Consider the following 22,923-nt stretch of genomic DNA (forward strand, 5'->3'; position numbering starts at 1 on the left):
CTACGCACCCTTTACACCCAGTAATTCCGGACAACGCTTGCCACCTACGTATTACCGCGGCTGCTGGCACGTAGTTAGCCGTGGCTTCCTCCTCCGGTACCGTCATTATCGTCCCGGAAGACAAAAGTTTACAATCCGAAGACCTTCTTCCTTCACGCGGCGTTGCTGCTTCAGGGTTTCCCCCATTGAGCAATATCCCCCACTGCTGCCTCCCGTAGGAGTCTGGGCCGTGTCTCAGTCCCAATGTGGCCGTTCGACCTCTCAGTCCGGCTACCAATCGTCGGCTTGGTGGGCTGTTATCTCACCAACTACCTAATTGGACGCGAGCTCATCTCTGTGCGGATTGCTCCTTTGATATCTCGAAGATGTCTTCAAGATATATTATGCGGTATTAGCATACCTTTCGGTATGTTATCCCCCTCACAGAGGCAGATTGCTCACGCGTTACTCACCCGTCCGCCACTAAGTTTCGTCCAACACCCGCTGCTCAGCCCTCTTGGGCCAAGCTGCCGGTGTCAGACAAAACTCCGTTCGACTTGCATGTGTTAGGCACGCCGCCAGCGTTCGTCCTGAGCCAGGATCAAACTCTCTAAAAAATATTTAAAATATTATTTAAATCGTTTGTGACTCATAACCGAATTTTGGCTTTGTCAATTTTCGGCTTTGTCCATTAAATTACTCTCGTTTGAGTATTTAGAAATTTTCAGGGTCCTAATTTTCTGAAAATCGTTGTTTAATTTTCAAGGTTCAATGCCGTTTCGATTTGTCTCGCTTTCGCTCTTTCAAGCTCTGCTCAACGCTTCTCGGCTTCCGTCACTCTCTTGTTGTCCGCGCCTCGTTTGTGGCGCTCATCTATAATACCAAACCAACGCTCTCTTGTCAACACCTTTTTTAAACTTTTTTCGAGTTTTTTTCGTCATTCAGGCGTTTTCTCGTCGGTCCCCGTTTTTCTCACTCTCGTGAGCCGGGATCTTTAGGATACCAAACTTTCTTCTCTTTGTCAACACTTTTTTTAAGCGTTTTCGCAGGTTTTTTATCCCTGCTCTTTTCCGTCTTTTCGTATCCTTTGGTTTGCCCCGTTTTCAGCGGGAATCTTAGAATATCAGATTTTCTTCTCCATGTCAACTCTTTTTTTCGCTTTTTCGCAGGTTTTTTATCCCCGCTTCTTCCGTCTCTCTGTATCCTTCGTTTTCCCCCGTTTTTCGCGGGAATCATAGATTATCAGATTTCTTCCCCTTTGTCAACTCCTTTTTTAAGACTTTTTGCTGGTTGTTTCTTCCTTTGTGTTATGAGACCAGCCTTTCGGCCATTTTGCCCCTGTCATATCAGTATACTTTTTAGACGATGGCTCTCCTGTTCCCAAGAAATAATTCTGAAATACAGGATAGCTTTCATCAAGGTAAGGTAAAAAATATGATACATCGCCAACATATGTGCCTTCTCCCGGCATTTTATGTGTTTCCAAGTCATATTGCGACATATTGTTTATTTCATTTATATTTTTTAACAGTATATTTAAAGTGATGTTAGTCTTACAGCTCTTTGACAGCTCCTGAAACAATTCAGGAGCCTTTAAAAGATAGCTTGCGTCTTTCTTTTGTTCAAACAATGCTTTTACAAAATCCTGCTGAACACGTGTACGCTGAACGTCTCCCTCAATATATCTGCGAAATCTTACGAGCTGCTCGGCTTTGTTGCCGTCTAAGACCTGCATCCCTGGCTGCAGGTCTATCTTAAGACCTTGAACCCTATCGGTATATTTCATTCTTTGAGGCACATTGAATTCTACACCGCCAAGAGTATCTATAATATTTCTGAATCCCTCAAAGTCCATCATTATATAATAATTAACCGGCGATCCCGTCAATTCTTTTACCGCCCCAATAAGGCCATCCAGCTTATCATGTCTGTAAACAGAGTTAAGCTTTGTGAAATAGCTCTCTACCTTAACACGCGTATCGCGCATAAGGGATATGAGATGTATTTTATGCGTCTCACTGTCAACAGATGCAAGCATCATTACATCAGTAAGAGCTTTTCCCTTATCTGTTCCTATAATTAATATATTGAACTTAAGCGGCATTTTTTCTTCCTTGGGCTGGTCAAGCACTTCTTGCGGGGAATCTTTATTAATCTCGTGAAACATGGGATTTAAAACGCCAAAATATACTCCAGCGCCGGCCGCTGTTAAAGTCATGAACAAAAGTACTACGACACGAATAACAACTTTTCTTTTCCCCATTCGGTTATACCAGTCCCCTCAGGAATTTGACTTTATACTAAGTACTGTTATAGGTCAACCTTATCTAGTAAATCTTTTAAATTTTTTATCTCATCCAAAGTTAATGTTATGCCTTTGCCCATTTTGCTTTTATCGGGCGACCAATCTCTTATATCGTATTTAGGTTCTCTGTCATTCCAGCTTACAAGATTGAGTTCCTTAGTCCAGCCAGCTTTTTCAGAAAGAACACCGATTTCCTTTACTACATCATACTTTAGTTCTGCCATTGTCAATTGCTCCTTTACTTGTTTAGTATTAACATTAATATTAAATAAATTCAAAAAATTATATCACTTTTTCAATATTATATGGCATGATTTAGCTATTGGCAAGAGAAATATAACTAAAAAATCCCGTTCACCTTTTGGTGAACGGGATTAATGGTGGGGGGAGGTGGATTCGGACCACCGAAGTCGTCAGACAACAGATTTACAGTCTGCCCCCTTTGGCCGCTCGGGAATCCCCCCGTATATGGAGCTGGTGGACGGATTCGAACCCCCGACCTGCTGATTACAAATCAGCTGCTCTACCGGCTGAGCTACACCAGCACATTTCTTTCAAAGTGCGTATAACAATATAACATAGTTTTTGACGTATTGTCAAGTATTATATCGAAAAATATTTGCCAATATTCAGTAGACCAGCAAATAAGGATTTTTTGTATCCTCAATACTATACATCTTTAATTTACTATTATCAAGTTATAAATTGTGTTATAATTATTAAAAAATACTCAAAGGGAGCGATTAAACTGAATTTTTGCACTTTATTCAGTGGAAGCAGCGGAAATTGCGTTTATATACAAGATGGAAATGTTCGTTTTCTTGTTGATGCGGGTAAAAATATGAAAGCTGTTGCGTCAGCACTTCAATCGCTCGATACAAGGCTTGAAGATATAAACGGTATTTTTATAACACATGAGCACAGCGACCATATCAGCGCGCTTGGAGTAATCGCAAAACGTTATAACATGCCTATATTCGGGCGTCGCGCAACACTTGAAGCTGTGTGCGATAAAATTAACGATATAATGCCTGACAGGCTGACAGTTCTTGATGGGGATGGCACATTCGATATTTTTGGGATTGGCGTTACTCCATTCAAAACTCCGCACGACACCCCGGATAGCTCCGGTTATGTATTTACCGGGTCAAGCGAAAAAACTCTTGCGATAGCAACAGATTTGGGCGTTGCAACAGATGAGGTATTCCATCATCTCTGTAAAGCAGATTTTGCGATTGTGGAATCAAATCATGATATCGAAATGCTTAAAAACGGCCCTTATCCTTGGTACTTGAAAAACAGAGTTATTTCCGATCATGGTCACCTTTCAAATGACGCCTGCGCAGATCTCGTATGCCGGCTCACTGAACATGGTGTTTTGCATTTTCTTTTGGCACACCTCAGCGCTAATAACAATACGGAAAAGCTTGCTTTGAATACTACTTGCTGCAAGCTTTTAGAAAAAGGCATTAAACCTGGTGAAACCACCGTCAACCTGGCACCCCGAAGTAATATCAGCACTATTTTTGATTTTTAGGAGTATTTTGTGATTTCAATTAAAATTATCGCAGTCGGCAAAATAAGAGATAAAAATATAACAGCTTGTATATCAGAATATGAAAAAAGGCTGTCAGGTTTTTGTGATTTTGAAATAATTGAAACAAATGAGCAGCGTTTCGGAACAGACAATGCATCGCAAGCGGAGATTGAATCGGCGCTTAATAAAGAAAGTGTAGACATATTAAAAAAGATACCGCCCCGAAGCCATGTGATAGCACTTTGTGTCGAAGGCCGCCAAACAGACAGTTTGGGGTTTTCAAAACTTATAACAGACTGCGCTTTGAATGGAATAAGCTGTATAGCTTTTATTATCGGAAGTTCATATGGGCTAGCAAATGCAGTTAAATCACGCGCTGACATGAAACTATCCTTTTCGGCCATGACCTTTCCCCATGGTTTGATGCGTTTGATTTTATGCGAACAGATTTTTCGTGCTTTTAAAATATCCACTGGTGAAACATATCATAAGTGATGTTTCCGCTTTTTAAATCAACCCAATGCAAGATCAAGCCCCACTTGAATATGTTAATTTATCAAGGAGCGTAAATGGAAAATCAAAAAGTGCTTACGAAAAAACAAAATATTACCCAAGCGGTTAAGTTCACTCTATTTTCGGCGTCTGCTGGTATTATAGAAACAGTAAGTTTTGCGCTGTTAAGCGAACTCGGAAAACTGCCTTATTGGCCATGTTACCTAGTTGCTTTGATCCTTTCTGTATTATACAATTTTACACTGAACAGGCATTTTACATTTATGTCGGTTGCGAACATCCCGGTTGCAATGCTTAAAGTTGCGGGATTCTACCTAATGTTTACTCCATTATCGACATGGTGGGGCGATGCGCTCACCAATGCCGGCTGGAATAAATATATCGTTCTGTTTGGAACAATGGTAATCAATCTAATAACCGAATTTACTTTTTACAGATTTGTTGTTTACAAAGATTCCATGTACACGAACAAACGTGCCAAAAAGCAAATGGAGAAAGAGCTTACAAAAAATCTTTAAGAGAATAAGGGGGAACGCAATTTGAAATTACTTTACAGAACAATGTTGATACTTCACGCATTTATCGGAATAGGTGGCATGGCCGGAGGTCTCGGTGCAATCACCAACCCTAATTTACCTATGGGCGTATCTACTGAACTACTGAAAAATTCGCCGTTTTCAAATTATCTGATACCTGGAATCCTGCTTTTTTCAGTTATAGGAATAGGCAATGTCATCGCCTCAGTCGGCATCCTGTGTAAATTCAAATGGCAGGGCTATCTAAGCAGCGTATTCAGTTGGGCGCTTGTTATATGGATAATAGTACAGTGTATTATGCTTAGAATGGTGGCTACCTTACATATCGTATTCTTTTTTATTGGAGTAATCGAAGCTGCTCTTTCAGCAGTTATGTTATTTAAAGAGCGGCTATTCCCAACCAACATAATTCTTAAACTTCTAAAAAAGTAAAAGGTAAGCTCAAAGGCTTACCTTTTTAATTTATAATATGTTTTAACAACCTTATAACGGGGGCATTATAGTTCATATCCATTGGCATTTTATATGGAAACATAAAAATCATCCGAACAATGTAAACTGCTACAAACAATCCAACGCAAGAATATAAAATCGCTGTTTTTCCGCGAAACCTCCAGTCAGAAAGTGCTAGAACTATTGCAGCAGGCGCAAGCCAAAACAGCGGATGCCAGTAAAAAGCATTTAAAATATCACCATGAAATAATGAAATCCAAGCTCTGGTCATTCCACAGCCGGCACACGGGATACCAATTATGTCTTTTATCAGACAGCCTATATCAAAAGCCATAAACAATGCTATTGCACAAATCAAAATAAGGCATAATTTAATAATTCTTCTCATTGTAACCGCCAATTTATTTATTAACACCTGTATATTTCAAGAATATAATACATTGATTCTATATTAAAAGGGGACGAATCAATGTATAGATATAAAGACTATCACCAGGAAGTAAATATCCCTATTGCGTTATACAAATCTCTTCAAGGAAAATATTTTGCAGGTCTAAGCCGAGAGGAATTCGGCGCAGGAAAGTTTGCATGGGCTGGTTTAGTAAACCCGATTGATTCCGGCATTCTTCTTTTTGCAAATGTTTTTACAGTCGGAAATGTTACAGAAATCCCCTTTTCATTTCAAGTTTGGCTCAATCCAAAAACATCTGGCGAACCAAAACTTACAGATATGCAAAGCGCCGCAAACACCGCAATAAAACCTATTCCAAAGCCTTATGTGCAGTTTCTATACGCTGAAAATGTTGATGGCGCCCCATCAGAAGGAACATTGATCTTTGGGCGCCGCTGCCCACCGCAGACAACAATCGTATCTGAGGAGGACGGAAAATTCATTTGTCCTCCTGGCGGCAGTTTTGTGATAAACTGTCTGCCTCCCGAACCCAGCAATGAAAAAGTATTGGCTCGCATCGCATTCGGCTGGTGGGAGGAAAGAATCTGATATCCTTTAATCCAAAACAGCAGCTTTTAATATCTGAGCGATATCTCCATAAATACATAATTCGGCTTTATTGTCATAAGGTGTCTGAGTTTTATTTATAAGTATAAGTTTGTTACCCTTATAATAAGAAATCAGCCCTGCCGCTGGATAAACAGAGAGAGATGTTCCTCCAACAATAAAAACGTCTGCATTCGATATCATCTCTATAGAAGAATAAAATACGCTTTGGTCTAAGCTTTCCTCATACAATACAACTTCAGGTTTTACTATCCCTCCGCAACTATTGCATTTCGGTATTGCTTCAGAGCGAGTTATATAATCTAGATCAAAAAATTCATTGCATTTCATACATCTGTTTCTGTGTATTGACCCATGAAGCTCTAAAACATTTTTGCTGCCAGCCATTTGGTGCAGTCCGTCTATATTTTGCGTGATGACAGCTCTCAGCTTACCTGATTTTTCGAGTTTCGCTAGTGCGTTGTGGGCATTATTTGGCTTTGCATCCTTGTAAATCATTTTCCCTTTATAAAAGTCATAAAATTCTTCCGTATGCTTCATGAAAAATGTATGCGACAGTATTTCTTCGGGTGAAAAATGTATATTTGACTTTTCATTATATAATCCGTTCGCGCTCCTGAAATCAGGTATATTACTTGCCGTCGAAACGCCTGCTCCGCCGAAAAATACTATATTATTTGATGACGCTATAAAATTCTTCAGTTTTTCTATATCCATATAAATCACCTTCAGCTTAATTATAGGCTTATTGTCATAATAATTAAAGCTTTAAACTCATAGGTGAATAAGAAGATATTGTAAATCCCAATTTTTCATAAACCTTTTTGCCCGAATCAGTCGCAAGCAAATTCAACTGTGAAATATTAAGCTTTTTCGCCTCATCTATTAATGCCCCGATGACCTTTGTCGCTATCCCCTGTCGTCTATATTCTGGATATGTAAAAACATTAAGCAAGGTTCCCGTTTTCCCATTAATAAAAGATGTATTCGCCGGTTTATCGACAATAACGAGATACGCCGAGGATATTATCATTTTGTCCTCTTCAGCAACAAAAGCGATAAAATCCCCCATAGCAAGATGTTTAGGAAAGTATTCTTTAAGCTGATCCTTGATTTTTTCTTCTTTATCCTTTGAAATCAAGCCCGTATTTTCATCCGATTTTATATAAGCAAGCCTTAACTTTATTAGATTATCAATATCACTTTCTGTTGCTTTTCTAATTATCATATTCAACTGCCTTTACTATGCAAAATCAAATCACTATAATTAATTATATTTATTTTTACAATTATTACAATATATGTTCTAAAAAAGCAGACGAGCTATGCTTCGTCTGCTTTTTTATTCCTATCTCGTCTTATTATAGTTCTAAGCGTTTCAACACCCAAACGTACAACAGCATCGGTATCATGAACCTCACTGTTTATAAGTCCCGCCTTTGCTCTTTCAGGGTTCCAAACAGCTAAAAATGCCGCTCCCACTCTTACTTCCAAACAGCTTCCAATGACAAATAGAGCAGCGGACTCCATTTCGCTTGCAAGCACACCGCCTTTTTTCCATGCTTCCCATTTCTGCAGCAGTTCAGCAGCAATAGGCATTCGTTCAGGCTCATGCTGTCCATAGAAAGAATCTTTACACTGCACTAATCCATAATGAAACTTAAACTTTTTTTCTCTTGCGGTATCGATAAGCGCAGAAAGCATATCATAATTCGGCACAGCAGGAAATTCTATCGGCTCATAGTGAAGTCCCGTCCCTTCATGCCTGACTGCACCGGTCGCGATAACGATATCGCCTCCGTCCACATCAATATTGATACCTCCGCAGGTTCCGATTCGTAAAAACGTATCAGCCCCAACGGCGTGAAGCTCTTCGAGAGCGATAGCAGCGCTTGGTCCGCCAATACCTGTCGATGTAACTGCGACCATTTCGCCATCCAAAAATCCGGAGTAAGTCACAAATTCACGGTTTGATGCTACAAACTTAGGATTATCGAAATACTTTGCTATCTTTTCACACCGTCCAGGATCGCCTGGCAATAAAACATATCGTCCTATATCACCGGATTTAAGTGCAATATGCATCTGCTTTCCGCCGACTTCCATAATACCACCCCTATTCTTTTTCTTTGGCTAAATTCCATAAGATATTGATGGCATCACCACGTTTGATTTTTCCCTGAAGGCCCGATAGTTTTCCTCCGAGCTTCGAAATAGCTGTATCGAAATCGGCATCCGTTACCTCATGGTTAGGGCAAAATTTTCCGCCGTTTATCTGCATAAAACCTTGTTCAACGCACCACTTAGCCGCAGAAGAATAAGGATGCTTAACTTTAACATCTGAAAATTCAAGCGTTTCAGCTTTTCCTTCTTGAATTTTTATTGTTCTGTCTATTATTGCCCTATGAGGTGCAAGCATCATTGCAAGCTCACCGCGTGTAAGAACCTTGCCCGGACGAACAGTATTATCCCTGTAAGCAACACAGCGACCTTTTGCTATTAAACCAGCAGCAGCTTTGTAATAAGGATTTTTAGAACTTATATCCTTAAACTGTCCATAATTTAATAGTTCCGAAACAGGGACGACCTTATATCCAAATTCCTTAAGCGTCTCAAGCTGACGCCTAAGTCCATCAACCACAGGGCTTCTGCTCGCCATATTATAACCGTCCTTCTGGAAGATGATCTGCCCACGAAGGAAATCCGGATTTTCGGCAAGTTTCTCACGCATTGGTCCCCACATTGTTTCAACCTCGACCTCATAACTGCCCATCGGCAGCCATCCTGCCCCGTCAAAGCTTGCGGCCATATACTGGTACTTTAGAATATCATAGGCATCATATACAGTAAAATATTTATCAATCCTGTCGACATAATGCGGCGGACGTGAAAATTTCATTTTATAACTGTGTCTATCTTCAAGCAACTTATCAAGCTTGTAAAGATCATCAAGCACTTCACCAAGTTTACTTAAATGCACCCTTTTCTGATATACAAAGTTCTTTCTGCCAAATAAAATATGCTGGTAGGAATGATTGCTTACCTCATGACCTTCTTCTAATATGCGGTTAATAAGTTCTTTTTGAGACTGTGCTCCGCCCTGTTCATCCATCTCAAACATCGGATAGTGATCATAGCGTATGCCCCCCCATGAGGCACTGCCTTCAATGCCAATATCATCAGGATAATTTTTACTTGTATCCCCGATAACATCGAAGGTACCGCGCGCGTCAAATTCTTTCATTATATCTAAAATAACACCGGTTAAACTATCGCCTTCGTTTTTCCAAGGCTGCGGAGGCAGAGCACACGGACCGTCGTCAAATGTCATTGCAACAATTTTTTCCGGTATTAATACTCGTTCTATCCGCCGTGTCAGAGACATATAATTTGACCCGGGAATCCTACTTTTGTCCCCGAAGATAATCTTTTTAACTTTTTTCCCTATCTTTACTATTGCTGACATGGGCATTTCCCTCTTTCATTGAGATGGTTCCTTTATCCTTATTTATTAAACCGGCAAATTTAAGCAAATCTATCAAGCAAAAAAATGTAAGCACTAATATCCTTTTAAATAGAGCCGGCTCGTTTTTCAATTTATACTGTTTTATGAGCTGAGACAAAGCGCGATTCCTCATACTCGATTCTTTGCCCCACACAATGCCATCACCTTTAAGAACAGCAGTTTTCAATTCTAATAATGAAACCTCAACCAGCTTTACCTCAAGGAAGGCGTTTCCGATTTCGTTAAGAATATGTGCATCGCTGCCAGCCGTATACGGTTTTGAAATTTTTTCGGCATATACAGCCGCGGCACTATTTGCTTTATCATTTATGCTTGCCGCACGCGCATTATAAACTTCTATACAGTCGACCATGCTAAGATAATCTGTGCAGACATTTACCGATTCAAATGGATGCGCCGCACATACGATTCCGCCAGCTTTTTTTATAGCTGAGTGTACATCTTTATAACTATAAACATCAGTTGAAACTAATGAATCTAAATTTAACGGCTCCTTCAAAAAAAGCCCTAATATATGCCCGCGGTCAGTGGATATTTCGCAAGCTGGAACAACGATTATACCTTGGTATACTCCGTCTTTATCCGTGTTCTCAGAAATCCAATTAAAGCTTTCACATGTATTATGATCGCAGAGTGCGACTGCGCCGATTCCCTTTTTTTTAGCTCTTCGAACGATCTGCTCCGGCCCTTGTTTGCTGTCCGGTGAATATATTGTGTGTATATGAAGATCCGCTTTGATCGATTTCATCGATCTCCTCCGCTAACAAGTGACTTAATATAATGTAAACTTGCACTAATGTCAGAAAACTCAATTACCCCGTCACGAACCTTTGGATTTAATAAATCTTTAATTATTATCCCAGACTCTCCAATACGCTTATTTCGTATCAATTCGTTTAATAATTTAAGTTCAGAAGGGAAAAACTGCATTTTAACTCCAAGAGAGTAGTTAGGTTTTGTCAAATCAGCAGGTTTAAGTCTCTCACCAGCCGATGCATTAAACCATGACATTGAAAAGCTGCTGTTACAGGCACGTGCAAGCGCATAACTCCCCCAGACACGAGGATTGATTTCCATCAGTCTGTAATTGTCATCCGTTCCCTTAAACTCGACCATTGCTACACCTGTAAAACCTATTTTTTTTAACAAACGAACTGCATCGTTAACCATATTTTCGTTAAAGTATGTTTCGCAGCAGGTTGACGGTCCGCCAGACGACGGAAATTGCCTTACACGGCGGTGTGAAATGAAATCAACTGCGTTTTGCTCTTTATCCATTACAAGTGAAACGCCAAAACCATCGCCCTCAATATATTCCTGCAAAACCGGCTCGCTGTCAAGCTTTAAATACTCATTATATGTTTTAATTAAAGACTCTCGGTTGTTTATGATCGAATAGCGCTCATTTGCTTTCTTTCCTAGCTTTTCACCACAGCGATACTTGATAACACATGGATATTCCGCATCATCTAGTGTATAACTTTTCGGCACGGGGACTCCGGCACTAACAGCGGCATCAATTACTGCACTTTTATCGTTGGCATTATTCAAATTTTCTTCAGTCGGAACAAGGTGCGCAATATCTTTAAAAAGTTCAGGATATTTCGAAACAGCTGATATTGTATCTCTTCCGGGACAAAGCAGAACCGGATTTTCTATTTTTTTGCATACCTCTGACAGATGCTTTGCGTATTCCATTTCAGCTTTTTCAGTCAGGAGGATATGGTTTGAAACATGCTTAGAATAAAACCCTACAGGTGCTCCCTGCCCTTTTCTGCACACAGCCGTTATATTTTTGATACCGCCGTCAGCGAGGTCACGTATAAGAGCTAATGTCATTCTATATTGTACATCGGTAACAACGGCGTTCATACGGCCTCCAATTTATCTGATGCCAAAAAGACGTTTGGCGTTTTCGGTTGTACAGTCTGCAACCTCTTCAAATGATATGCCCCTGATTTCCGCAATCTTTTGGGCAACCAGACGCACATTACGCGAATCATTTCTTGTCCCTCTCAGCGGTTCAGGGGCAAGATAAGGCGAATCGGTTTCTATCATAAGTCTGTCAAGCGGCATGTGAGCTACAACTTCAACAGCTTTTTTTGCATTTTTAAAAGTAATAACCCCAGTAAATGAAATGTAAAAGCCCATTTTCAAAAGTTCGTCAGCCATCTCTATACTGCCTGAAAAGCAGTGCACCACACCACGGGGTTTCGTATCCTTTAAAACAGCCAGCGTGTCTGCATGAGAATCCCTATCATGGACAATTACAGGTTTGTCAACCTCATTTGCGAGAATACACTGTTCTCTGAACCAATTTTTCTGTTTTTCGCGGGATGCGTTTTCATAATAATAATCAAGCCCTATTTCGCCTATCGCCACACATTTTGGATGCTTTGAAAGCTTTCGAATATCTTCGAGCGCAGAAATATCATAAGGTCCGCAGTCCTGAGGATGAATCCCAACAGCGGCGTAAACATATGGATAACGTTCCGCAATCCTTAAACTTTCACGGCTTTGTTCAGGTGTTGACGGACAAGTTACAATATAATCAACGCCAGACTTTGGCATCGATTTTAAAAGTTCGTCACCGTCAACTTCAAACTGCTCATCGTAATAATGGGCATGAGAATCGAAAAGCCCCATCAGCGAATCCTTGCCCCCGGCTCAACACCGTCAAGGAAAACAACTTTAACATTTTTTCCGTCGTCTGACGCTAAGATCATGCCCTGACTTTCAACGCCGCGCAATTTTGCTGGTTTTAAGTTTGCAACCAGAACAACTGTTTTTCCAATCATATCTTCAGGTTTATACCACTGAGCAATTCCTGAAACTACCTGGCGTTTTTCACTTCCGGCATCAAGCTGCAGACAGAGCAGTTTATCGGATTTTTTTACGGGTTCACATGAAATGACTTTTGCTGCACGCAGTTCCACATTCATAAAATCATCAATAGTGATTTCCGGCATTTTGGGCTGTTCAGGTGTTACTTTTGCCTTTTGTTCAGCCTGAAGCTCTGCAAGCTCTTTTTCCATATCGATCCTTGGAAATAAAATCTCTCCGACAGATGTATTATAGCTTTCAGCTTCACCCCAATGTAAAGTGCCTTCCCAAAGTGTTTCGGTTGAACCGGTAATTCCGAGGCGTTCAAATATCTTAGAAGCCGTATCCGGTAAAGCTGGAGAAATAAGTATGCCTGCGACACGAATGGCCTCGCAGAGATTATAGATAACCGCAGCAAGACGTGAACGTTTGCTTTCGTCTTTAGCAAGAGCCCACGGCATTGTTTCATCTATATATTTATTTGCCCTCGAAATTAGATTCCATGTCTCTGCAAGAGCGCTTGGAAACTGCATTTCGTCCATCAGCTTTTCATAAGATTCAGCTGTATTTTTTGCCGTTGCCCTTAGTTCGTCATCAATAGGCGCAGATTCCCGCTCTTTTGGAATAGCCCCGCCAAAATATTTTTCCGCCATTGCTAAAGTCCTGCTGACAAGATTGCCAAGATCATTTGCAAGGTCTGAATTGATTCGTGAAATCAATGCTTCATTTGAAAATACACCGTCTGAACCGAATGGGATCTCTCTCAGGAGAAAATAACGGATTGCATCAACGCCATACCGTTTGCAAAGTACAACCGGATCAACAACGTTTCCCTTGGATTTTGACATCTTTCCGCCATCCAAAAGAAGCCAGCCATGACCAAAAACTCTTTTAGGCATAGGCAGATCAAGCGCCATAAGCATAATCGGCCAAATTATAGTGTGGAAACGCACAATTTCCTTACCAACAAGGTGTATATCGCATGGCCAGTACTTTTTAAAATCTGCATCGTTTTCAGAAAGATAACCTAAAGCGGTAATATAGTTAGAAAGTGCGTCTATCCAAACATACACTACATGTTTTTCATCAAAAGTGACAGGTATTCCCCAAGAAAAAGATGTACGCGAAACGCAGAGATCTTCAAGCCCTGGTTTTATAAAATTGTTCATCATTTCGTTTAAACGGGACTTCGGCGCAATAAAATCCGGATTTTCTTCTAAAAACTTTATAAGCCTGTCCTGGTAATTTGAAAGTTTAAAAAAGTATGCCTCTTCCTTCGCCATCTCTACCGGTCTGCCGCAGTCAGGACACTTTCCGTCAGCAGCCTGAACTTTTGTCCAGAAAGCTTCGCACTGAGCGCAGTACAGTCCCTCATATGATCCTTTGTAGATATCTCCTTTATCATAAAGAGTCTTAAAAATCTTCTGAACTGCCTTCATATGCTGTTCGTCGGTGGTACGGATAAAACGATCGTTTGAAATGTTCATCAACTTCCAAAGCTCTTTGACTCCGGCAACTATATCATCTACGAACTGTTTTGGAGTTTTCCCCACTTCCTCAGCCAGGCGCGCAATTTTTTGTCCGTGTTCGTCTGTTCCGGTCAAAAACATGACATCATACCCCTGCATACGTTTGTAGCGAGCAAGCGTATCGGCGGCTACAGTCGTATACGAATGACCTATATGCAATTTATCGGAAGGATAATAAATAGGGGTGGTGATATAAAATGTTTTCTTATCTTGCATTGTTTAACCTCCAAAGAGTAATTAACTGTTCCCCGTCAGGATCACCAGACGGGGAACAGCGTTTTTTATTATAAACTTTCAGGTCTGTCATCGTCTTGTTTCTGTTCTTGCTGACCTTGATCTGAAGCTTGGTTAAAATCATCCTGAGTATCCTGTGACGGCTGACTGGGTTCATTATTTGTTTCGGGAGCGGATGGAGTATACATCTGTGAACTGCCGTTAAAGTTGTTATTAGCGTTCGGATTTTGATCATACCCGTTTTCGAAATCAGGCTGAGTTCCGACATCATACACATAATTGCAAAATATGATGCTTGCACCGCTCATATATGGAAGTACCCATAATAATGCTAGTCCGCATGTAAGAAAGCCAAGCAACATCCATAAAATAAAAGATAACGAGAAAACGAAAAATTCCCATTTGTGCCCCTTCATAAGCCGTACACTGTCTTTAATAATTTCATTTATCTTCTTTTCCGGAAATCTTACACACAAATATGTTACAAGGGAATAACGAAGTAAGAATATATTTAAGGCAAAAGCAGCCGCAAAATACAGAATATCCAAAGGCGCCATAATTGCAACATAATTGAAATTCACATAGTTTGGTCCAAGGTATTCTAATGCAGCCATCCCCCCGAATAAAATCATGACCGGCAATGAATAAATTAAATAACGAACAAATACATTAAGCATCAACAATACGCTTTTAATAAAATGATCAAAACTTGAAAACCAATCGAAAATTGTCCCCAGGCTCTTTTTCTTGCCCTCGCTTAGCGAAACAAACCAGCTTGTAATACCAAAAATAAGAGGTATGAAAATAAGAAGGCAAATAAGAGTAAGTAAAACGGCCGCGATTATAGCTGGAACCTCTGTTCCGTCGCCAAAAACATAGTTGTGGTTGTTAAACGTGTTGAAATTTAAGTCATTACTTTGTACCCCAAAAACTGCAGTTAGAATCCCCTGTATAAACATGCTCAGTCCTAAATATACAAGCATTGGGATAAATAACACTAAAATTGCTGTTCCTAAATTATTTTTCAACATAAGTTTGGCATTAGCTTTTATATTTCTGCGGATGGTGCTTTTGTCCATTTAAACACGCCCCTTTATGTTTTTCATAAAAATTTCCTATTATATATTTTACTAAATATTATGAAATATATCAATCCTGAGATTAAAAAAGCTTTCTAATTTATTTTTTCTTACTTATTTAAATAATCTTTTACGCCATTTGCTATCCCCTGAGCCTGAAGTTTAATTATATCAGTATTTGAAAGATCCTCAAACTCGTATGGATTTGAAATATAGCCCATCTCTATCAATATTGATGGACATTCAGTCACCCGGCAAACAGCAAGTCCCTGAAAACGAACCCCGCCATCTTTTCGTCCAACTGTATCAATCAAACTTTTTTGCATAATATCAGCAAAAGCTTTTGAAAAATCTTCACTATAAAGAGTAATTATCCCTGAATAATTCTTGATATCTACACTGCTGTCGAGAGAATTATGGTGTATCGAAACGAATAAATCAGGATTTGTCTTACGTGTAAGTGCAACACGTTCATTTAAAGTCACATCATCATCTCCCGATCGAGTCATAATTACCTTTGCGCCAAGTGATTCAAGTTGACTCTTAACTTCATCCGCAACGGAATAATTGAGATTTTTCTCATTCCTTCCAAGTTCCCCTTCCGGCCCTAAAGCGCCGCAGTCAGAGCCACCGTGTCCCGCATCAATGACAACAGTTTTGCCCAAAAGCGGTTTTAATCCGTTTTTAAGTTTAGGCGGATTCTTAAATGCTATTATAGTTTTTCCTGATGCGCAGTTTATCTTATATCCATATAACCCATCTGCATTTTTGAGGTCCAATGTATAAATAGCGTTATTTCCGCTCTGTGAATAGGTTATACTTGAAAACAACTCATTTTCTTTTGATATATTAAATGCTTTTTTGCCCGTAGTATTATAAAATGTAATCTTAAAATAACTGCTTCCGGTTTCTATTTTATAAGGGGCATGAACCGGCATCTTCCATATGATTTCAGTTGAATTGGCTTTTCTTTTTTCATAAATACTAGAAATGCTGTTATCCTTAAGCTTTTTGTCATGCACTTTAACGTTTTCCTTCAAAGTCCAGCCACCATAGCGTAACTTATAAAAGTCCGGTGACTCATCCACGATATAATCCGTAACATTCTTAGCAAGTGGAGTGATTCTGTCAGCAGAGCCAGAATTCGTGGTTCTCATGATGGTGTCATTTTTTAGTATAGTTCCATGTAGCGTTTGCGAAAGATTAACTGCGAAAACTTCGCCATCCGCTTGTTCTGAGAAGGATCCTGCATCATTTGACACCATAAATACGGGTTTACCCAGGCTCTTTGTGCCGGCAATGCTTGTCCGTGGTATCTTAAAAGAAGAAGAATACCTTGCAAGCGCCATGCCTCCGGACGGCACTGCATCTCCCTCTTTTAGGATAGAAATTGTCTCCGAAAGCTTTGCCGCGACAATTGCCCCTTTAGGCGCGATACAACTTAAGGTAAGATATTCCCCAACGTTCAGATATTGATTAGAAGAAGGAGACAGCGAACCAGGTTTAAATCCAAGGGTGCTCATCTGGTAGCTATCCGCTTGTTTTGCGCCATTTCGCTTTAAACAGTAACTATATTGCTTCCCGTTATAAGTAAACTGGTAGGTATTATTTCCCGTTTTTAGATCCAAATAAGCTTCAAAATATCCGCTTTTTGTCCTTTGAACTTCCTTTCCATTTAAATAAAGAGGTGCTCTAGGATCGGAAGAACCGATTACATAACTTTTTGAAGATGAAACTGACGACCCACTTTTGGGATAACTAAAAGCGAGGTCACGGATAGGACTTGAATCTCTAAACAAGCTCTCTAAGCTATCCTTTATCCCCAATACGTTATCAGATATACTTGAATAGCCGTAAAATACACTGCCCTTAACTTCAGGGCGTGTTTTATTTACTGATATTTCTTTAGAAAGTTCATCTGCATCCTTCCACTGCGGGGCGGTATCCCCTCCAACCTTATAAGCCGCATGCCCTATGTAAAGGTCGACGCCGGTATCCTTAACCGTATCGCTCCACCAGTTAACGAGTTTTTGATAGTCACAGTTTTTATCACCGATTGGCCAGTATATTTGCGGTATTATATAATCGACGCTGTGATCTTTGACCCATTTTCTTGAATCTGCAAAACTCTGATTATAACTTTCATATCCGCTTGTATCGCTTCCAAGTGGATTATCCTTTTTATTTGCCCAAACACCCGGAGGTGACACTCCAAACTTAACAGACGGCTTGATTCTTTTGATTTCTCTATTAGTTCTCTCAATTAACTCATTAATATTCTTGCGCCGCCAGTCCGCTTTTGACAGCCCGCCGCCATATTTCTGGTATGTGTCCGAATCATTAAAATCGCTCTTCGAAGAATACGGGTAAAAGTAATCATCGAAATGTATTCCGGCTACGTCATAGTTTTTAACAATTTCTCTTACGCCATCAATAACAAGCTGCGTAGAAGCTGGATCGCCTGGGTCAAAATAGAGCTTCCCATCTGCAAATTCGCGGACAAGATTCGGATTTTTACGTGCAGGACTAGTCTCACACAGATCAGACAGTTTCATACCTGAGGCAGAGGTCACGCGGTAAGGATTTATCCACGCATGAATCTCAATATCTCTTTTTTTAGCTTCATCACAAGCATATTTGAGTGGGTCGAAACCGTTGTCAGGCGCTTCTCCCTGTTTTCCTGTCAAATATACAGACCATGGAAAAATATCCGATTTATAAAGTGCGTCGGCAGATGGCCTAACCTGAAAAAATACGGCATTAATCCCTGTATCTTTAGCGGTATCAAGGATATGTATTATTTCCTTTTTCATTTCATCTACAGATAAACCTTGTTTTGAAGGAAAGTTTATATTCTGAACTGTCGCCACCCAAACGCCGGTAAAATATGATTTTGACGCTTGTGCCTCCTGTTTCATAATAGGAAGACTCGTTAATATCCCCGTCAGCAGTAATACTGACAATGTTAAAGCCAAAAGTGCCCTTGCCTTCTCGCTCAACATTTTAATCTCCTTTAATAATTTGATATTTACGCTGCCTTACTATTTATATGCTTGTGAAATTAATAATATTATCAGTAAAAAAGCGGCATTTCAAACGAAATACCGCTATAGACTGCCGAAAATTACATATAGTTGATAAGACAAAATTGATGTATCAGATTTTTAAACGCGGTCTTCAGGTTACAATTGTAAACGCAAAATGGCTAGTCGTCCCATACCGGGGCACTTTTGCTTACTTCAGAACAGGCGCCCTGCTGTATTTGCATACAGCGACGAGCGCCTGTCCTTTTCATGCGTCTTTATTATCTTGATTGATGCTGAGCTAATGACGCTTTAATGAATTCCCTGAAAAGCGGATGGGCTTTATTAGGTCTAGATTTAAACTCAGGATGGAACTGTACGCCTACAAACCACGGATGATCTTTTTTGTCAAGTTCGATTATCTCCACGAGTTTTCCGTCAGGTGACATACCCGTAATCTTTAGCCCTGCCGAACTAAGCTCTTCGCGATACTTGTTATTGAATTCAAAACGGTGTCTGTGGCGCTCGCCTATTTCATTTACACCGTATGCTTCTCTTGCGAAGCCAGGACTCAGCACACATGGATATCTTCCAAGTCTCATCGTGCCGCCTTTTTTCGTAACCTTTCTCTGTTCATCCATGAGGTCAATTACATTATGTTTGCCTTTTGGTGAAAATTCGCTTGAATCAGCATCAGTATATCCTAAAACATCGCGGGAATATTCAATTACAGAAAGCTGCATTCCAAGGCAAATCCCAAACAGCGGAACCTTCTGTTCCCTTGCATATCTTATTGCTTCAATTTTACCCTGTATGCCACGGTCTCCGAACCCTCCGGGAACAATCACCCCGTCGCAGTCACCGATCATCTGAATGACATTTTCTCTTGTAACCTCTTCACTTTGAACCCATTTTATATCAATTCTGGCACCGTTCTCGAACCCGCCATGTCTAAGTGCCTCGGCAACAGAAAGATAAGCATCCTGCAGTTCGACGTATTTTCCGACTAATGCTATTTTTACAAGTTTATCGCACTTCTCTATCCTGTCTATCATAGCTAGCCATTCAGTAAGATCAGGTTCCGGTGCCTTTAAACGCAGTTTTTTGCAAACAACCTTGTCGAGTCCCTGCCGGGCAAGCATCAAAGGAACACCATATAAAATCTTTTCTGTGGAATTTTCAATAACAGCATCAGGGCTTACATTACAAAACAATGCGACTTTTTTTCTTATTTCACAATCCATTGGAATATCTGTTCTGCATACGATAATATCCGGCTGAATGCCAATAGATAAAAGCTCCTTAACGCTATGCTGAGTTGGTTTTGATTTGAGTTCATTAGATCCCGATATATAAGGCATCAAAGTAACATGGATAAAAAGACAGTTGTTTTTACCCACTTCAGATGCAACCTGTCTGATTGATTCAAGGAAAGGCAAAGATTCAATATCTCCCACCGTTCCTCCAATTTCGGTTATTACCACATCAACGCCCTTTTTTGCCATTTTATAAACGCGTTCTTTAATTTCATTAGTAATATGTGGGATAACTTGAACGGTCCCTCCAAGGAAAACCCCTGTTCTCTCTTTATTGAGAACTGACCAGTATACTTTGCCAGTCGTAACGTTACAATTAGCGCTTAAGTTTTCATCAATAAAGCGCTCATAATGACCAAGATCAAGATCGCATTCCGCACCGTCTTCTGTTACAAATACCTCACCATGCTGATAAGGGCTCATCGTTCCCGGATCAACATTTATATAAGGATCGAATTTTTGCATAAGAACCTTAAGGCCTCTAGCTTTAAGAAGCCGTCCAAGAGACGCTGCGGTTATGCCTTTTCCAAGGCCTGATACAACGCCGCCAGTTACAAAAATATACTTTGTCGCCATGTTTGAATTACCCCGCTTGATTTTTAAAATTTCACAAAAAAATACAGCGTAAGAAGGGTTTTTTTTTACAGCTTCTTAACGCCGTGTTTATAACAAATTATTTACAATACATATTAATTATACGGCATTTTTTAACGATTTCAACCCTTAATAAGAAAAAATAGTAATTTAAAATCTTAAAATTGGGGTTGCGTTTTTCGTGAAAACAGTGTATAATGTCATCCACGACGGACACTTAGCTCAGCTGGTAGAGCACTCGCTTGACGTGCGAGTGGTCAGGGGTTCGAGTCCCTTAGTGTCCACCATTGTAAAAAGCCTTGTAAGCCTGAAGAGCGGGATACAGGGCTTTTTTATTTACAATTACAATAATTTCGTGTGTGAGACACTTGTACGACATTTTCTTTTCAATTCTGTTTACAAAAAATGCAATAATAACCCTGTCAGCTAAAAAGCATATACTATACAGGGGTGATCATACGAATAATTGTTTAGATGAAATTCCTTTAATTTCGGCTTCTATCGCGATAGCATTGGCAAAAAGCATGACTGCCGATCAGCTTAATCTATACGGTAACTTAATTGCCGCCATCGGCGCAGAAATGATGACAATAGCTGCAGCTCGGCAAACAGCTTCAAAAGAATAATAACTTATTTCTATATATTGTGGGTAAATATAAGTAATTTTGGCATATATGCTTTAATTGTTAGTAAAATGTTAACATTCTTTAGGCAAAGTTGACATTTTTACCGTTTTGGAGTATCATAAATGGTAGTTTTTTTTAAATAAATCCTACGCGAAAGGAGTTGAATTCGTGGAGGAACGCAAATTAAAACGTTTATTTTTAATAATAATACAATTTATTTATCATATCGGAGATTTCGTACGTACATCGTTTGAGCTTCTTTTTGAGGAAATACTTCATATTTTGCATAAGTCTTATGATTTTACCTCGAAAACAAGTTTACCCTATATTAGAAAAGTAAAACCCGTATTTTTCAGTTTATTATTAAAAGTCAACAGTTTTCGCAAGCGATTCTCAGCCTTTGCCTTTAAGGTAATGACAGGTCACGAAATTACACAGTTTACTTTTCCGCTGACAAATGACGAGAAAAGCAAAATTAAAAAGTATATAATTGCCCACGCTGTATATTATACAGCACCAGTTATTGCATCTGTTGTTTTCTTCACACTTATTACATCTGCAAAAGACTATACAATGGGTCTGAAAGTATTAATCGACAATAAAGAGGTCGCAGCGGTAAAAGACCAAAACCAGTATCAGGAAGTCCTGAGGAAAGTCGAAAATTATGTTTCATCTGTTAGCGGCGAAACATATAAATGCGACGTTCAGCCCGTTTTCCAAGTCTCCTTAACTAATAAAGAGCAGTTTAAAAATGAATCGAACCTTGAGAATACATTACTTTCCAAGGCAAGCGATATAATTACGGATGCTTATGGTCTATATGTAGATGGTCAGCTTATTGCAGCTAATAATGATGAAAAAGTATTAAATGACCAGCTTCAGGCTGTGGTTGAGCAATATAAAAATAAAGACGCTGTTGAAGAAAATATTGAATTTATTCAGGATGTAAAAGTTGAAAAGAGCACTGTTCCTGTAAAAATGATTAAAACAGCCAATGAGATAAGCGGAATATTGAATTCACAGGTCGTAAGAGCTCAGACGTATACCGTAAAAAAAGGGGACATGCTCCTTTCAATTGCAAAACAGGTTGGTATGACTGTTAACGATTTGCAGGCTCTGAATCCAAACGTTAATCCAAATGTTATGCGTGAAGGAACAGAACTTAAAGTTTCAAAATCTGTTCCGTTATTATCGGTGAAAATCGTCCGAAAGCTTCAACACGACGAGTCCATTCCCTATACAGTCGAAAAGAAAAAAACCAATGAACTTTATACGTCTCAGTCGAAAGTTTCTGTTTCAGGTCAGGAAGGCACAGCAAGGGTTACAGAGGAACTGTTTATCGTTGATGGAGTTGAAGTGACCCGCCAGAGATTAAGCCGCGAGGTCATATCTAATCCTGTTAATCAAGTTGAGCTATGGGGATCGAAAGAATTGCCCAAAAAAACTGCCACTGGTTCTCTTCGGTATCCTGTAGGCGGTTACGTAAGCTCCAGGTTTGGGGTAAGCCGCGGGGCATCTTTCCACACTGGTCTTGACCTTGCTTGTTCAAGAGGAACTCCGATTGCGGCAGCAGACGGCGGAACGGTTGTATTTGCTGGGCGCAGCGGGGGGTACGGACTGTTAGTTAAAATATCACACGGAAATGGTTATGAAACTTACTACGCACATTGTAGTGTTCTTCTTGTTCAGGAGGGACAAAAAGTTGCAAAGGGTGAAATTATCGCAAAGGTTGGGACAACAGGAAACAGTACCGGGCCACATCTGCATTTTGAGGTTCGTGTCAACGGACAGCCTCAAAATCCATTAAATTATCTTAACTAAATATGGAGGAC

The 22,923-nt window shown here is 39.9% G+C and carries 23 protein-coding genes, 3 tRNA genes and 1 rRNA gene; 9 read left to right on the plus strand and 18 right to left on the minus strand.

Features of this window, described 5'->3' with window-relative positions; genetic code table 11:
- The 6 genes from Q8865_00005 to Q8865_00030 all read right to left on the minus strand — a co-directional run.
- A 16S ribosomal RNA gene (locus Q8865_00005) occupies window positions 1-596 on the minus strand; the annotation flags it as partial.
- Between the two features lie 355 nt (window positions 597-951).
- Window positions 952-1,215 carry a hypothetical protein gene (locus tag Q8865_00010; protein MDP4151812.1) on the minus strand — a complete coding sequence of 88 codons (264 nt, stop codon included), beginning with the start codon at window positions 1,213-1,215 and terminating at the stop codon, window positions 952-954.
- 37 nt (window positions 1,216-1,252) lie between these two features.
- Window positions 1,253-2,242: an LCP family protein gene (locus Q8865_00015; protein MDP4151813.1), complete on the minus strand. Its 990-nt coding sequence runs from the start codon at window positions 2,240-2,242 to the stop codon at window positions 1,253-1,255.
- A 47-nt stretch (window positions 2,243-2,289) separates the two neighbouring features.
- Window positions 2,290-2,508, minus strand: a complete 219-nt coding sequence (locus Q8865_00020) for a PC4/YdbC family ssDNA-binding protein (protein ID MDP4151814.1) — start codon at window positions 2,506-2,508, stop codon at window positions 2,290-2,292.
- 154 nt (window positions 2,509-2,662) lie between these two features.
- Window positions 2,663-2,748: transfer RNA gene (locus Q8865_00025), tRNA-Tyr, on the minus strand.
- Window positions 2,749-2,753: 5 nt separating this feature from the next.
- A tRNA-Thr gene (locus Q8865_00030) sits at window positions 2,754-2,829 on the minus strand.
- A gap of 110 nt (window positions 2,830-2,939) precedes the next feature.
- Between Q8865_00030 and Q8865_00035 the strand changes: the two genes are divergently transcribed.
- The 4 genes from Q8865_00035 to Q8865_00050 all read left to right on the plus strand — a co-directional run bounded on the left by Q8865_00035 (window position 2,940) and on the right by Q8865_00050 (window position 5,302).
- A complete protein-coding gene (locus Q8865_00035; protein MDP4151815.1) occupies window positions 2,940-3,821 on the plus strand; it encodes an MBL fold metallo-hydrolase in 882 nt (293 codons plus the stop codon).
- A 12-nt stretch (window positions 3,822-3,833) separates the two neighbouring features.
- Window positions 3,834-4,316, plus strand: a complete 483-nt coding sequence (gene rlmH, locus Q8865_00040) for a 23S rRNA (pseudouridine(1915)-N(3))-methyltransferase RlmH (GenBank protein ID MDP4151816.1) — start codon at window positions 3,834-3,836, stop codon at window positions 4,314-4,316.
- A gap of 74 nt (window positions 4,317-4,390) precedes the next feature.
- Window positions 4,391-4,852 (plus strand): GtrA family protein, encoded by a 462-nt coding sequence (locus Q8865_00045; GenBank protein MDP4151817.1) that lies wholly within the window; start codon window positions 4,391-4,393, stop codon window positions 4,850-4,852.
- 21 nt (window positions 4,853-4,873) lie between these two features.
- On the plus strand, window positions 4,874-5,302 hold the full coding sequence (locus tag Q8865_00050) for a hypothetical protein (GenBank protein ID MDP4151818.1): 429 nt from the start codon (window positions 4,874-4,876) through the stop codon (window positions 5,300-5,302).
- 25 nt (window positions 5,303-5,327) lie between these two features.
- Here the strand turns inward: Q8865_00050 and Q8865_00055 are convergent, their stop codons facing one another.
- The gene (locus Q8865_00055) at window positions 5,328-5,711 is read right to left on the minus strand and encodes a DUF2752 domain-containing protein (GenBank protein ID MDP4151819.1); all 384 of its coding nucleotides are present in this window, start codon (window positions 5,709-5,711) and stop codon (window positions 5,328-5,330) included.
- An 81-nt stretch (window positions 5,712-5,792) separates the two neighbouring features.
- Here Q8865_00055 and Q8865_00060 point away from each other — a divergent pair, with 81 nt between their 5' ends.
- Window positions 5,793-6,323 (plus strand): DUF6143 family protein, encoded by a 531-nt coding sequence (locus Q8865_00060; GenBank protein ID MDP4151820.1) that lies wholly within the window; start codon window positions 5,793-5,795, stop codon window positions 6,321-6,323.
- A gap of 6 nt (window positions 6,324-6,329) precedes the next feature.
- Here the strand turns inward: Q8865_00060 and Q8865_00065 are convergent, their stop codons facing one another.
- The 10 genes from Q8865_00065 to Q8865_00110 form a co-directional block, all read right to left on the minus strand.
- Window positions 6,330-7,067 carry an NAD-dependent protein deacylase gene (locus Q8865_00065; protein MDP4151821.1) on the minus strand — a complete coding sequence of 246 codons (738 nt, stop codon included), beginning with the start codon at window positions 7,065-7,067 and terminating at the stop codon, window positions 6,330-6,332.
- A gap of 34 nt (window positions 7,068-7,101) precedes the next feature.
- Window positions 7,102-7,569, minus strand: a complete 468-nt coding sequence (locus Q8865_00070) for a GNAT family N-acetyltransferase (protein ID MDP4151822.1) — start codon at window positions 7,567-7,569, stop codon at window positions 7,102-7,104.
- A 95-nt stretch (window positions 7,570-7,664) separates the two neighbouring features.
- Window positions 7,665-8,447, minus strand: coding sequence for a uridine phosphorylase (gene udp / locus Q8865_00075; protein ID MDP4151823.1), 783 nt, complete (start codon window positions 8,445-8,447; stop codon window positions 7,665-7,667).
- A 10-nt stretch (window positions 8,448-8,457) separates the two neighbouring features.
- Window positions 8,458-9,807, minus strand: coding sequence for a polysaccharide deacetylase family protein (locus Q8865_00080; GenBank protein ID MDP4151824.1), 1,350 nt, complete (start codon window positions 9,805-9,807; stop codon window positions 8,458-8,460).
- Window positions 9,773-10,615, minus strand: a complete 843-nt coding sequence (locus tag Q8865_00085; protein ID MDP4151825.1) for a PHP domain-containing protein — start codon at window positions 10,613-10,615, stop codon at window positions 9,773-9,775. The genes Q8865_00080 and Q8865_00085 overlap by 35 nt, the downstream gene beginning before the upstream one ends.
- Window positions 10,612-11,739, minus strand: a complete 1,128-nt coding sequence (locus Q8865_00090) for an ATP-grasp domain-containing protein (GenBank protein MDP4151826.1) — start codon at window positions 11,737-11,739, stop codon at window positions 10,612-10,614. The genes Q8865_00085 and Q8865_00090 overlap by 4 nt, the downstream gene beginning before the upstream one ends.
- Before the next feature lie 12 nt (window positions 11,740-11,751).
- Window positions 11,752-12,513: a TatD family hydrolase gene (locus Q8865_00095; GenBank protein MDP4151827.1), complete on the minus strand. Its 762-nt coding sequence runs from the start codon at window positions 12,511-12,513 to the stop codon at window positions 11,752-11,754.
- Window positions 12,513-14,435 carry a methionine--tRNA ligase gene (gene metG / locus Q8865_00100; protein ID MDP4151828.1) on the minus strand — a complete coding sequence of 641 codons (1,923 nt, stop codon included), beginning with the start codon at window positions 14,433-14,435 and terminating at the stop codon, window positions 12,513-12,515. Before metG ends, Q8865_00095 begins: the two co-directional genes overlap by 1 nt.
- A gap of 68 nt (window positions 14,436-14,503) precedes the next feature.
- The gene (locus Q8865_00105) at window positions 14,504-15,532 is read right to left on the minus strand and encodes a DUF975 family protein (protein MDP4151829.1); all 1,029 of its coding nucleotides are present in this window, start codon (window positions 15,530-15,532) and stop codon (window positions 14,504-14,506) included.
- Window positions 15,533-15,642: 110 nt separating this feature from the next.
- Window positions 15,643-18,534: a family 10 glycosylhydrolase gene (locus Q8865_00110; protein MDP4151830.1), complete on the minus strand. Its 2,892-nt coding sequence runs from the start codon at window positions 18,532-18,534 to the stop codon at window positions 15,643-15,645.
- 47 nt (window positions 18,535-18,581) lie between these two features.
- Between Q8865_00110 and Q8865_00115 the strand changes: the two genes are divergently transcribed.
- The gene (locus Q8865_00115) at window positions 18,582-18,845 is read left to right on the plus strand and encodes a hypothetical protein (GenBank protein ID MDP4151831.1); all 264 of its coding nucleotides are present in this window, start codon (window positions 18,582-18,584) and stop codon (window positions 18,843-18,845) included.
- Here the strand turns inward: Q8865_00115 and Q8865_00120 are convergent.
- The gene (locus Q8865_00120; GenBank protein ID MDP4151832.1) at window positions 18,837-20,447 is read right to left on the minus strand and encodes a CTP synthase; all 1,611 of its coding nucleotides are present in this window, start codon (window positions 20,445-20,447) and stop codon (window positions 18,837-18,839) included. The two genes, Q8865_00115 and Q8865_00120, sit on opposite strands and share 9 nt — an antisense overlap.
- Before the next feature lie 229 nt (window positions 20,448-20,676).
- On the opposite strand from Q8865_00120, the gene Q8865_00125 reads away from it, so the two are divergent.
- The 3 genes from Q8865_00125 (at window position 20,677) to Q8865_00135 (ending at window position 22,912) form a co-directional block, all read left to right on the plus strand.
- A tRNA-Val gene (locus Q8865_00125) sits at window positions 20,677-20,752 on the plus strand.
- Between the two features lie 81 nt (window positions 20,753-20,833).
- Window positions 20,834-21,091: a hypothetical protein gene (locus Q8865_00130; GenBank protein ID MDP4151833.1), complete on the plus strand. Its 258-nt coding sequence runs from the start codon at window positions 20,834-20,836 to the stop codon at window positions 21,089-21,091.
- Window positions 21,092-21,259: 168 nt separating this feature from the next.
- Window positions 21,260-22,912 (plus strand): peptidoglycan DD-metalloendopeptidase family protein, encoded by a 1,653-nt coding sequence (locus tag Q8865_00135; protein ID MDP4151834.1) that lies wholly within the window; start codon window positions 21,260-21,262, stop codon window positions 22,910-22,912.
- Window positions 22,913-22,923: the final 11 nt, after the last annotated feature.

It is taken from the genome of Bacillota bacterium (assembly GCA_030705925.1).
In the GTDB taxonomy this organism is placed as follows: domain Bacteria; phylum Bacillota; class Clostridia; order Oscillospirales; family Feifaniaceae; genus JAUZPM01.